Origin of the sequence: Nocardioides fonticola (assembly GCF_039536805.1) — a bacterium.
GTDB lineage: Bacteria > Actinomycetota > Actinomycetes > Propionibacteriales > Nocardioidaceae > Nocardioides > Nocardioides fonticola.
The window spans coordinates 123420-136106 of sequence record NZ_BAAAZH010000017.1; the positions used below are offsets into that span (position 1 = coordinate 123420).

Here is a 12687-nt window from a genome sequence, read left to right on the forward strand (position 1 = left end):
TCGGAAACAGGACATGTCGGCGGGTCGGCCACCCCGGGAACGTCGGACGACGTTCCCGGGGTGGCCGGCTGGTGCATCAGGACGAGGCCGGGCCCGCCATCGCGGCGTCGATGCCGGTGATGCGGCCGCCGTCACGCACGGTGCCGATCACCGTGCCGCCCGCGTAGGACGACGCCCCGCCCGCCGTACCGGTCCACCACTGCGTGAGCAGCGTGCCGTCCGGTGCCGCGAAGGCCACCTTGTAGTCGACGCCCGCCTTCACTCCCGAGAAGTAGAAGGTGCCGTCGGACTGGGTGCAGGTGCCGTACTTCGCCGGCCCGGCGGCGTCGGCGTAGAGGTAGACGCACACCTTGTTCAGACCGACCGGGACCCCGGCGGCACGGACGGTGCCGGTCACGACGCCGCCCAGGGCCTCCATGGCCGCGTCGGCCACCGCGGCCGAGGTGCCGGTCGTCAGGGCGATCGGAGCGGCGCCGGTCTGCGACGTCGCGCCACCCGTCGTGCCGGTCCACCACTGGGTGCGGTGGCCGCCGGTCGGGTCGAAGAACGCCAGGTCGTAGGTGCCCGTCGCCATGCCGTAGAGGCCGTAGGTGCCGTCGACGATCGAGCAGCTGCCGTAGGCCGCGGCGTCCGAGACTCCCCGCTTGTAGGCGTAGACGCAGATGTCCTGCAGCGGGGTGGTGGTGGCCGCACCGGCCTCGGTGACCGTGCCGGAGATACGGGCGCGGGCCGGGGCCTTCAGGGCGAGGTCGACGCCGGTGGTCGGGCCGGTGACCGTCAGCGGCGTCGCGCGCCACGTCGTGTCGTCGGCACCGGTCGGGTCGGTGACCGCCACCTCGTAGGTGCCGGCCGTGACGTTGACGTAGTACGAACCGTCGCTCTGCGTGCAGGTCGCGAAGGACGCGCTCGGCGCCGTCCGCGAGGTGTAGAAGTACACGCAGGCACCGCTGGCCGGGGCACCGGCGCTGGTGCGCACCGTGCCCGCCACCGACGGAGCGGTCGGGACGACGCCGCTGGCGCCGACGCGGGTGGTCGACGGCTCCGCCGAGACGCCGATCTGCCAGGTGCCGACCAGGTCGGACGGCGCCGTGAAGGCGATCGAGGTCGCGCCGCCGCTGACCGGGAAGGTGCCGATGGCCCGGGTCTCGGAGCCCTTCGCGAGGAACACCCGCACCCGCTGGTTGGTCGGGCTGCCGAGCGAGGTCAGGTCGAGCTTGGCGAGCGAGAAGCTCACCGCCTGCCCGGCCGTCACGCTCTGCGGCATCCCGCTCTCGACGACCTGCTGGCGGGCGAAGTCGGGCGAGAGGTTCGGGTGGTCCTTGAGGTACTGGATCCACAGGTCGCGGTCGACGAGCCCGGTGTCGGTCGAGCTGCCCTGGGTGAAGGCGGTGAAGTTGTCGCCACCGGTGCCCAGGAAGGAGAACGTCGAGACCCGGTAGGTCGCCGCGGGGTCGATCGGCTCACCGTTGATGCGGATCGAGGTGATGCGCGAGCCGACGGCCTTGGTGGGGTCCTGGGTCACCCGGACGTTGTCGGAGAGCCCGAGGGCCAGGAACGGGCGCGAGGCGCCGCTCGGCTGCCACTGCTGCTCGAGCACCGACTTCAGCTGGGCGCCCGTGAGCCGGACGATCCAGATGTTGTTGATGAAGGGCAGCACCGCGTTGGCCTCGGCGTAGGTGACCACGCCGTCGGTGTTGGCCGGGTTGGAGCTGGTGTTGCCGGCGTAGGTGAGCTCGGCCCGCAGACCACCGGGGTTCACGATGCCGATGTCGGCTCCGCCGAGGCTGGCCGGGATGCCGTCGCGCAGCGCGTTGCCGACCAGGTCGCCCAGCGTGGACTCCGAGGCACGGTCGTCGCGCGTCGTCCCGTTGTTGGTGTAGGCGGTGGTGATGTCGGCGGTGATCGAGCCGACCGGCTGGTTGCCGATGGTGGCGGCGTAGGCCAGGGCGTTGTCGACGATGGTCTTCACCTTCGCCACCCGCGGGTAGGCCGCCACGAGGTCGGCGTCGGCGGTGGTGGTGCGGGCGACGTTGGCGGCCGAGTACGACACGACCGACTTCGTGTTCGGGTCGATCTTGAGCACGATCTTGCCGACGTTGTCGCCGTAGTTGCCCGTCTGGAGCAGCGGGCGGCTGCGGCCCGTCGTCCCGACCGGCTGGTCCCACGCGTAGACCTGGTGGGTGTGGCCGTTGAAGATCGCATCGACGTCGGGGCTGATGTTCGCCATCTTCGCGAACTCCCCGCCCTTCGCGATCTCGGCGGCGTAGTTGGAGCCGGTGCCCTGGACGGCGCCGGCGTGGAAGGTGGCGACGATGACGTCGGCCTCGCCGTTGGCGGCGTTGCCGTCGCTGAGCTTGGCCGCGACCCGGTTCACCGCGGCGACCGGGTCACCGAAGGTGATGTCGGTGATGCCGCCGGGGCTGACCAGGCTGGCGGTCTCCTCGGTGACGGCGCCGATGACGGCGATCTTCACGCCGTGCTTCTCGTAGAGCGCGTACTCCGGGAGCACCGGGTTCTGCGTGCCCTTGGCGTACACGTTGGCGCCGAGGTAGTCCCACAGGGCGTTGCGGGCGTTGCCGTTCGTGCCGCCGATGACGCGGTCGCGCAGGTCGACCCAGCCCTGGTCGAACTCGTGGTTGCCCACCGCGGAGGCGTTGAGCCCCAGCGCGTTGAACATGTCGATGGTCGGCTGGTCCTTCTGCGTCGCCGAGGCGAACTCCGAGGCGCCGATGAGGTCGCCTGCGCCGATGAACAGGGTGTCGTCGGCGGACGGCGCCGCCGCCCGCAGCTGCTCCACGGTGCCGGCCCACTTCACGGTGTTGGCGTTGATGCGGCCGTGGAAGTCGTTGACGCCGAGCAGCGTCAGGTCGAACGCGGGCTGAGCCACCGGGGCCGAGATGCCCACGACCTCGGGGTCGTGGTCGGAGGAGCGGTAGGGGTTGGCCTGGTAGAAGTCGGTGGCGTTGTAGTTGTAGCGGCTGTACTCGAAGGCGACCGACTCACCGGAGTTGATGTTCCAGATGTCGGCGCCGGTGACCGTGGCCTTGGCCGCGTCGTTCACGAGCACGTGGTCGAGGGAGCCCGAGAGGCCGCTGAAGCTGTAGGTCGACTCGCCGGGGGTGGTGGTGGACTCGACCGCGCTGTAGCCGGCGTCGTAGAGGACCTGCATCGGGTCCTCCTTGGTGTAGCTGTTGAAGTCGCCGGTGAGGAAGACCTTGCTGATGCCACGGTCGGTGGCGAACTGGTTGGCGAAGGTCGTCAGCGCCTGGGCCTGACGCACCCGGTCGCCGTTGTAGAAGCCCTGGCCGTCACCGGTGTCGGCGTTGTCGCCGGTACCGCCGCTGCCCTTGGACTTGAAGTGGTTGACGATCACGGCGAAGGCCGAGGAGTCGGGGTTGCCGACCCGCTTGAAGGCCTGGGCCAGCGGCTCGCGGGCGTTGTCGAAGGCCGAGGCCCCGACGAGCACCTTCGAGGCGCCGACCAGAGCGACGCGGGCGGGCTTGTAGATGAAGCCGGTGCGGATGACGTCCTGCTCGGCCAGGGTCGGCAGGTCGGCGGCCGCCGGGGAGGGCGCGAACGCCCAGACCGTGCTGCCCGCGGCGGTGTTGAGCGCGTCGACGAGGCTGCGCAGCGCGTCGTCCCGGTCGGTCTCGCCGATCAGCTTCACGCTGTTCTCGATCTCCTCCAGCGACACGATGTCGGCGCCGAGGGAGTTGATGGCCGCGACGATCTTGGCCTGCTGGCGCTGGAAGGACGCCGTCGTGGCCGCGCCGCGCGGACCGTCCGGCGTGCAGGTGTTGTCGGTGATCGGGGTGCCGGCGCGGTCGTTGTAGTACGAGCACGTGCCGCCCGCGGCGACGAAGGCCTGGCCGGTGGTGTTGAAGTAGTTCAGCACGTTGAAGGTGGCCAGCCGCAGGTCGCCGCCGACGTCCTCGGGAGCCGGGGTGCGGGTGTTGGCGAAGGTGGCCGGCGGGGTGCCGGTGGCCAGCAGCTGCGTGGTGGGCTGGAACTTCCAGGTGCTGTTGCGGTACTCGAGCACGACCGGCGCGGTGAGCGTGGCGCGGGCACCGACGCGGATCGGGACGGCGTTGCCGGCGCTGTTGGTCAGGTAGGGCACCGCGGTGCCCTGGTTGGCCGAGGAGAGGAAGTTGATGCTCGCCCCATCGTCGAGCACCACACCTCGCGCGGTGTTGTCGGCCGCGACGGCGGCCGCGGCGGCCGTGGTGGGCCGGGCGACGTCGGTGGGCTGGATGAGCGGCGTCGTGCCGGTCGCCAGGCCGACCTCGGCGTACTGGTTGGTCGAGTAGGAGTTGGTGACCGTGAAGGTGTCGGTCGGCGCGAGCAGCTCGCCCTCGTGGGCCTCGCGTGCCGCCTCCGTGGTCGGGTAGGCCGCGGCGAGCGGGGTGACGGTACCGGTGACGCCGCTGGGCTTCACGATGTCGGTGGCGGCGGTCGGGGAGATCTCCGTGGTGCCCTGGAACTCCGAGACGACGCCGGTGACGTCGACGACGTCGCCGAGGCTCGGGTAGGCCGAGGTCGCCAGCGATCCCAGGTAGACGAAGACCGCGTCCGAGGCGCCCGGAGTGGCGTCGGTGGCGCCGCCGGTGCCGATCGTCTGCACGTAGAAGCCGTTGTAGCCGCCCGTGGGGTAGGCCGCGGTGACGACACCGCGCACGGTGACGGTCTGGCCGGCCTTCGGGGAGGTGGCGGTGTCGGTGCCCTGCACCTCGGCGATCGGGGTGAGGGTCGTCGTCCCGCCGCCGGTGCCGCCGCCCGTGCCGCCGCCGGTGCCGCCGCCGGACGAGGCCGAGTTCTGCGGCGAGGGCGCCCCGGAGGCGAAGTCCGCGTTGTTGTTGTCGGTGTCGGCACCGCTCGTGCGGCTGGCCGAGGTGGTGTTGCTCAGGTTGGACGCCATGGAGGCGCCCTCGAAGGTCGTGTTGCCCGAGCCGTAGCCGACCATGTCGATGATCGTCGAGTTGCCCGCCACGTTGCCCGAGCCGGTGAAGCTGGTCGTTCCGGGCGCCAGCAGGAACACCTGGCCGTTGCTGCTGCCCATCGAGAAGCCGACCGTGGCGTCCGGGGTCGGCAGTGCCGGCAACGTGGCCGTGCCGCCGGTCGCGGCCTTCACCAGGAAGGTCGACCGAGCCGGGATGGAGGTGCCGGCGGCGAACGTCAGGGTGCTGGTGTTCGCGCTCCCGGAGCTCGACCGGTAGAAGAGCGTCATCCCGGCGATCGAGGCCGCCGAGGTGCTCGGGTTGTAGAGCTCGACGAAGTCGGAGTTGTACGGCGCTCCGCTGTTGCCGCCCCCTCCGAACACCTCGTTGATGACGACGTTGCTGCCGGCCGGGTTGGCCGACGCGGGCAGTTGCAAAGCGGGGAGGCTCGCCGCTGGTACAGCGAGCGCCACGAGCCCCGCCGCCAGCAGGCGACGGGACCGCACAGGGCGGTGAGGCATGGGGATGCTCCGGTTCTCGGACGGGGTTCTCAGGGAGGCACTGCAGGCACCACGAGACGCCGGTCCGCAGACCGGCGTCGTCCTCACCCCATCCCGCGCGATGGTCCCCGGGACGGACTGTCGGTGAACAACCGGGGACGGCTGCCGCAACAGCGGTTTCCGCTCCGGGATCACGCCACCCGCAGGAGTGAGGACGCACCGGGGCCCGGCGATCGAGCGATCGCCGGGCCCCGGTGGAACGGTCGTTGCAGGGTCAGCCGACCCGTGCCATCCGGGCGCCGATCCCGGTGGTCAGCACCCCGGCGCCGATCGGGCCGACGGAGGCCGCGCTGCTGTAGCCGGCGGCACCGGACGTCGTCCCCGAGTACCACTGGGTGACGAACCGACCCTGCGGGTCGCTGAACGCGACGCGGTAGGACGAGCCGGCCGCGATCCCGCCGAGCCAGTAGCTGCCGTCGGCGGACGTGCAGGTGGCGTTGCGGGCCGGGCCTGCGGCCGAGGCGTAGACGTACACGCAGACCCCGGCGATCCCCGTGCCCTCGGGGTCGGTGACGCGGCCGCTGATCATGCCGGTGGCCGACATCGCCGCGTTCACCACCCGCGGCGTCGCGCCGGCCACCGCGATCGCGACGGCGCCGCTCTGGGTGGCCGCGCCGCCCGTCGAGCCGGTCGACCACTGGGTGGTGCGCACGCCGCTCACGTCGTAGAAGGCGGCGTCGTAGTCGCCGGCGGCCACGCCGTACAGGCCGTACGTGCCGTCGTCCTGGGCGCAGGTGGCGTAGGAGGCTGCGGTGCTCACGCCGTGCGGATAGAGGAACACGCACACCGAGTTCACGCCGGTGGTGCCGTCGGCCTCGGTGATGCGTCCGGTGACCCGCCCCGGCGCCTTGGTCGCGAGGGCGAGGGCCACGCCGGTCGTCGCGCCGCTGACGGCGAGCGGGGTGTCGCGCCAGGCCGTGCTGTAGACCCCGGACGGGTCCGCGACGGCGACCTCGTAGGTGCCCGCCGCGACGTTGCCGAGGTAGAAGGTGCCGTCGGCGTTCGTGCAGGTGCCGTAGGACGCCGACGGCGCCGTGCGGCTGGTGTAGAGGTAGACGCACGCGCCGCTGATCGGACCGTTCGCGTCGCGCACCGTGCCGCTGACGCTCGAGGCGACCGGGGCGGTGCAGGTGATCGTGCCCGTGCGCAGCGCGTTGCCGCCGGTATTGGAGTCGTCGGACCAGAACACCGTCTTCGATCCGTTGACGCAGGTCGACTGGGGCGCCAACGCGAAGCCCTCGTTGTTGAGGTTCGGCATGCCCGCGGGCCGGTCGTAGGCCGCGACGATGCCGAAGCTGCCGCCGGCGCCGACCTGCTGACGGGTGGTGACGCCGTTGCAGGTGTCGTCGCAGACGGTCCACAGGCTGCTGGTCTCGGGGTCCCACACGACGTCGGCGATGGTGGTCGACCCGCTGGCGACCGTGGCGATCTTCGTCGCGGTGCCGTCATCCTGGAGCACGTATCCGTAGACCGTGCCGTTGGCCTCGAGCGCCACGAAGGCGACGCCGCCACCGTGGTTCGGGTAGCGGCTCGGGTCGTAGGCCGCACCGGTCGAGGCGTCGACGAAGCCGGCCGCCGTCAGGTAGGAGTCGGGCACCCACGCGACGCCCTCGAGGCCGAGGTTGGCCCCGACGGTCGGCAGCGAGGAGGCCAGGTTCCACTCGCGGGTGGCGCTGAGGGTGCCGCCGAGCGTCGAGGTGGAGATCTGGAGCACCGAGGGCCGGCTGATGGTGTTGGCGTCGTTGTTGCGCTCGGTGGCGATGAGGAAGCGGCCGGCGACCCCGGTGGGCGAGATGCCCTCGGTGTCGGGGCGCCCGGTGCCGTCGGGGTACTTCAGCGTCGTGGTCGAGTCCACGACCCAGGAGCCGGCGGTAGCGCCCGGCACCATCCGCAGCAACGAGCCGGTGCCGTTGACGACCCCCCAGAGCACGCCCGGCTCGGCCGTGAGACCCGACAGGTCGCCGCCGATCGCGTTGGGGGTGTCGGCGGTGGCCACCGTGGCGCCGCCCGGCCACGGCGTCGTCGCCAGGTCGCCGGGGCAGACGTTGCGGGCGCCCTTGGTGGCGCGCTGGGTGGTGGTGAACGAGCCGGTGCTGTCGGGGCAGCGACCGTAGGTCGTGCTGGCGTGCGACGTCCAGGAGTAGGAGTCGATCAGCGTCGTCCCGTTCGCGGCGAAGAGCCGCGCGGCGTCGCCGGCCCCGAGATCGAGGGTCGGCGCGACATCGACGGCGAGGTAGCCGCCCGCCGGGATCGAGGTCGACGCCGGCACGGTGACGGACGGCGTGTCGGCGGCACCCCGCAGGACGTACCCGGAGACGTCGACGGCGGCGGTGGTCGGGTTGACCAGCTCGATCCAGTCCCCCGGCGTCCCGCCGTCGGACTCGATCTCGTTGATCCGCACCGGGCTGCCGCAGTCGTTGGCCGCGCCCTTGGTCGAGCCGGTCGAGGTGAACGCCCCGGTGCCGTCGGGGCAGCGGCCGTAGGTGATGGCGGCGTGGGCGGTCCAGGAGTAGGAGTCGATGATCGTCGTGCCGTCGGGCGCGAAGAGCCGGGCCGAATCGGCGGTACCGAGGCCGAAGCCGAACTGCGCCTCCTCGAGGACGAGGAACCCCTTGGCGGCGATGGTGGTGCCGCTCGGGATCACGTAGAACGCGTGGGTGTCGTCGTTGTCCTTGAACTTCAGACCCGAGACGTCGACCGTGGAGGTGGTCGGGTTGTAGAGCTCGACCCAGTCACCCGGGGTGCCGCCGTTGGACTCGACCTCGTTGATGCGCACCTGGGTGTAGCCGCAGCTGTTGGCCGCGCCCTTGGTGGAGGCCACGGTGGTCTGGAAGGTGCCGGTGCCGTCGGGGCACCGGCCGTAGGTGGTCGCGGCGTGGGCGGTCCAGGTGTAGGAGTCGACCAAAGCGCCGGTCGCGTCGTACAGCCGCGCCGAGTCGCTGGATCCGAGACCGAAGGTCGGCTCGACGTCGAAGGCGGCGTACGCGCCGGCGGCGATCGTCGTCCCGGAGGCGATCGTGAAGATGTGGGTGTCGTCGTTGTCCTTGAGCACGTAGCCCGACAGGTCGACGCTCGCGCTCGAGGGGTTCACCAGCTCGATCCAGTCGCCGGGCGTGCCACCGCTCGACTCGACCTCGTTGATGCGCACCGGCGAGGCGTCGGCATGGGCGGCGGGGACGACCACGATCGAGAGCAGCGTCGAGACCAGGACCAGCAGTCCGGCGAGGGAGACGGACGCCGTCCGCGGGAGGGAGGGGAGGGAACGTGAGGGGGACACGGAGAAGCCTTCGCGACGAACCGCCCGAGCCGGCGACCGATGGGACGGCTGCATTCGACCCGCGTTCGGCTCACGGCGAGGGTCGCGCGGATGAACGGCGGCCCAACCGCCGTCGGCGGGTCAGCGACGCCGCGTGCACCACAGCCGCGACTCGGGCCGCTGGAGGGCGGCCGTGGTCGTGACCGCCGCGGCGAGCGGGACGACGAGCAGCACCGCGCCCCACAGGGCGAGCAGCATGAGCAGGGAGGCACCCACCGCCGAGATCATCAGCGCCACCCGCGCCCAGCCCGAGCCGACGAAGACCAGGGCCGCGAGGCTGATGGCGAGCAGCGCCCAGACGGCCAGGGCGGTGGCCGTGATGAGGATGCCGGCCGTGAGCTCCCCCCTGCTGTAGGGCAGGTCGGCCAGCTGGGGGCTCTGGTCGTAGGCCTGGTCGAGCAGCTCGTCGGGCGAGACCGCGAGCACGAGAGCGAGCACGAGCATCATGCCGGCGGTCATCGAGGAGAAGACCCAGGTCAGCACGCACGCCCACACCACTGAGCTCGGCCGACGATCGGATGCAAGGGGCTGGTACGGGTTGGCCGGGGCGCCGGGCTGCGGCTGGTACGGCTGGTACTGGTGGGCGGGGGCCGCGGGCGTGGCCGGGGGCGCGGCCTGGCCGAAGGTGCCCGGGTAGGGCGAGGGACCGGCGTCGGTCGGCGGGAGGGCGACCGGCGGGAACGCACCGGCAGGGCCGGAGGCGGGCGCCTGGACGGGCGGCTGGACGGGCGGCTGGACGGGCGGCTGCGCGGGTCCCTGCACCGGCGGCTGGGCCGGCGGGTACGCGGGCGGGTAGGCGGGGGGCTCCTGCCGTCCGATCGGCGGGGCGGGCGGGCGCGGCGTCCGTACCGCCGGGGCGGCGACCCGGCCGGCGTACCAGTCGCGGGCCGGCTGGAGCCAGAGCATCAGGACGGCGGCCACCACCACCGCGGCGAGCAGCCCGGCCGAGGGCATGCCGGCGAAGAAGAGGGGCACGGCCAGGATCGAGAGGGTCAGGCGCGCGCTCTGCGAGCGCTGGAGCACCTGGTAGCCCAGCACCGCCGAGGCGGTGGCGCACGCGGCGGCCACGAAGGCCAGCACCCGCAGCGCCTCGATCGCGGTCGACACCGAGACCCCGAGGTCGGAGCCCGGCGGCTCGGCCAGCACCTCGGCGATCCGCTCGCGCGACTCCAGCGACCGCAACCCGGAGACGTACTCGAAGACGGTGAACACCACGAGCACGGAGGCGACCACGATGGTCCACGCGACGGCGGTGACCTGACGCGGGCGCTCGGGACTGGTGGGGGCCATGGCGTCATTCCACCAGATCGGCCGAAACGCACCGGCCGGGCTGGGACGCGACGGCGTCGTCCACCCGACATGGGGGGCGAAACCTGATGTTGTGGGGCGAAGCTTCGCCCATCAACATCAGGTTTCCCCGGCCGACCGGGGAAACCTGCAGCCGTCAGGCCGCCGCAGCCTCCGCCCGCCGACGCCGCGCCGTCTGCTCGAGCCGGGCCTGGGCGGCACGACGCACCTTCGGGCCCTTCGTGCTCATCGCGTAGAGGAGCTTCAGCTGCTGGGGCGCGTTCGTGACCGTGGTGGTCTCCAGCCAGCCGTTGGGCAGCGAGAGCCGGACGACGCGGTGCCAGGCCGAGTAGACCTGCTGCGGCAGCGGCGCCTGGTGGTAGCTGAGGTCGTACTTCTCGAAGAGCGCCTGCACCTTCGGGGCGACCTCGGCGTAGCGGTTGCTCGGCAGGTCGGGGAAGAGGTGGTGCTCGATCTGGTGGGAGAGGTTGCCGGTCATGAGGTGCATCAGCTTCGAGCCGGAGATGTTGGCCGAGCCGAGCATCTGGCGCACGTACCACTCGCCGCGGGTCTCGTTCGCGGGGATCGCCTTGCGCTCGAAGGTCTCGACACCCTCGGGGAAGTGGCCGCACATGATCACCGAGTGCGACCACAGGTTGCGCACCAGGTTGGCGGTGAAGTTGGCGACCAGGGTCGGCAGGGCGGCACCGAAGGGCGCTGCCAGCAGCGGGTGGACGACGTAGTCCTTCGTGGCCTGCTTGCGGATCTTGGCGAGCGTGGCCGAGGCGCGGCGCTTGAACTCCTCGCTGCGCTTGTCCTTGGGCACCCGCAGGTTGCGGCCGAGCTCGAGGTCGTAGGCGGCGATGCCGTACTCGAAGAAGCAGGCGTTGATGAAGTTCCACAGCGGCTGGCCGAGGTACATCGGGTGCCAGCGCTGGTCCTCGTCGACGCGCATGATGCCGTAGCCGAGGTCGTTGTCCTTGCCGACGATGTTCGTGTACGTGTGGTGCACCTCGTTGTGGCTGTGCTTCCAGCCCTCGGCGGTCGAGGCGTTGTCCCACTCCCAGGTGGTCGAGTGGATCTTCGGGTCGCGCATCCAGTCCCACTGGCCGTGCATGACGTTGTGCCCGATCTCCATGTTCTCCAGGATCTTGGCGACTGAGAGGCCGACCGTGCCGAGGATCCACGCGGGCGGGAAGACGCTGCCGAGCAGGACGGCGCGGCTGGCGAGCTCGAGACGGCGCTGGGTGTCGACGATGCGGCGGATGTAGGCGGCGTCCGAGGCGCCCCGGGAGTCCAGGACGTCCTGGCGGATGGCGTCGAGCTCGATGCCGATCTGCTCGATGTCCTCCGGCGTCAGGTGGGCGATCGGGTTGACGGGCTTCTTGGTGATGACGGTCATCGGTTTCCCTCGTCTGGCTGGTCGGGACGGTGCGGGACGGGTCAGAGGTCGATCTCGCAGCGACCGGCGGCCGCGGAGATGCAGGTCTGGATCGGGACGCCGCCGGCGGCGGTCTCACCCGGGGTGGCGACGGTGACGGCGCCGTTGCGCAGGTCGCGCACGGCGCCCTCGCGCAGCGGGACGACGCAGCCGAAGCAGATGCCCATGCGGCACCCGCTCGGCATGAGGACGCCGGCGGCCTCGCCGGCGTCGAGCAGGCTGGTGGCGCCGTCGGCCTCGATGCTGACGCCGGAGCGGTCGAAGACGACCTCGCCGCCCTCGCCGGCGTCGACGCCGACGAACGAGGCGCGGAAGCGCTCGGTGGTCAGCGGCAGGCCGAGGGCCTCGTGGTGGGTCTCGAGGGCGTCGAGCAGTCCGGCCGGGCCGCAGGCGAAGGTGCCGCGCTCGGCGAGGTCGGGCACGAGCTCGGTGAGCCGGGCGAGGTCGAAGAGGCCGTGCTCGTCGTCGTAGTGGCTGATCAGCCGGACGGCTCCGGCCTCGGCGAGCGCGGCGAGGTCGCGGGCGAAGATCGTCTCGGGCCGGCTCGGCGCGAGGTGGAGGACGACGATGTCGTGCTCGGCGCTGCGACCGGGACGCAGGACGCCGGCGTCGGTGGCCGGGAAGAGGTTGCGCAGCATGCCGATGACCGGGGTGATGCCCGAGCCGGCGGTGACGAAGAGGTGCTTGCCGCCCTCGGGCGGGAGCACGAACTCGCCGTCGGCCTGCTCCAGGTGCACCAGGGCGCCGGGGCGCAGACCGTGCACGAGGTAGGGCGAGACGACGCCGTCGGGCACCGCCTTGACCGTCACCGAGATGAGGCCGTCGCGGCGCGGGCCGTGGGTGAGCGAGTAGGCGCGCCAGTGCCGCACGCCGTCGACGTCGACGCCCAGGCGCAGGAACTGGCCGGGCACGTGGCCGCGCCAGTCCTTGCCGGGCTTGAGCAGCAGCGTGGCGGCGTCGGCGGTCTCGGGCTGGACGGCGACCACGCGGGCCCGCAGGTCGGCGCCCTTGCGCAGCGGGTCGAACAGGTCGAGCACGTCGGCGGGCATGAGCGGCGTGACCGCCGCCTCCGCCACCCGCATCAGGGCCTCACTCACCGTCGGCATGCCCCTAGCGTCGCTGATCGAGTGGAGTAGATTCCTGTGCTGT

General features: G+C 71.8%; 5 protein-coding genes. All 5 read right to left on the bottom strand.

Annotation, left to right across the window (positions count from 1 at the left end):
• Nucleotides 1-76: 76 nt before the first annotated feature.
• Nucleotides 77-5371: an ExeM/NucH family extracellular endonuclease gene (locus ABD671_RS12890; protein ID WP_344733795.1), complete on the bottom strand. Its 5295-nt coding sequence runs from the start codon at nt 5369-5371 to the stop codon at nt 77-79.
• A 337-nt stretch (nt 5372-5708) separates the two neighbouring features.
• Nucleotides 5709-8771 carry a lamin tail domain-containing protein gene (locus ABD671_RS12895; protein WP_344733796.1) on the bottom strand — a complete coding sequence of 1021 codons (3063 nt, stop codon included), beginning with the start codon at nt 8769-8771 and terminating at the stop codon, nt 5709-5711.
• 120 nt (nt 8772-8891) lie between these two features.
• Nucleotides 8892-10100 (bottom strand): hypothetical protein, encoded by a 1209-nt coding sequence (locus tag ABD671_RS12900; RefSeq protein WP_344733797.1) that lies wholly within the window; start codon nt 10098-10100, stop codon nt 8892-8894.
• A gap of 154 nt (nt 10101-10254) precedes the next feature.
• Complete coding sequence (locus tag ABD671_RS12905) at nt 10255-11499, bottom strand: fatty acid desaturase family protein (RefSeq protein ID WP_344733798.1); 1245 nt, start codon at nt 11497-11499, stop codon at nt 10255-10257.
• A 41-nt stretch (nt 11500-11540) separates the two neighbouring features.
• Nucleotides 11541-12644 carry a ferredoxin reductase gene (locus tag ABD671_RS12910; protein ID WP_344733799.1) on the bottom strand — a complete coding sequence of 368 codons (1104 nt, stop codon included), beginning with the start codon at nt 12642-12644 and terminating at the stop codon, nt 11541-11543.
• Nucleotides 12645-12687 lie beyond the last annotated feature (43 nt).

What these genes read in the sequence shown, in the direction of transcription:
- ABD671_RS12905 (WP_344733798.1), bottom strand. Translation starts at nt 11,499, where the DNA reads ATGACCGTCATCACCAAGAAGCCCGTCAACCCGATCGCCCACCTGACG.
- ABD671_RS12900 (WP_344733797.1), bottom strand. Translation starts at nt 10,100, where the DNA reads ATGGCCCCCACCAGTCCCGAGCGCCCGCGTCAGGTCACCGCCGTCGCG.
- ABD671_RS12910 (WP_344733799.1), bottom strand. Translation starts at nt 12,644, where the DNA reads ATGCCGACGGTGAGTGAGGCCCTGATGCGGGTGGCGGAGGCGGCGGTC.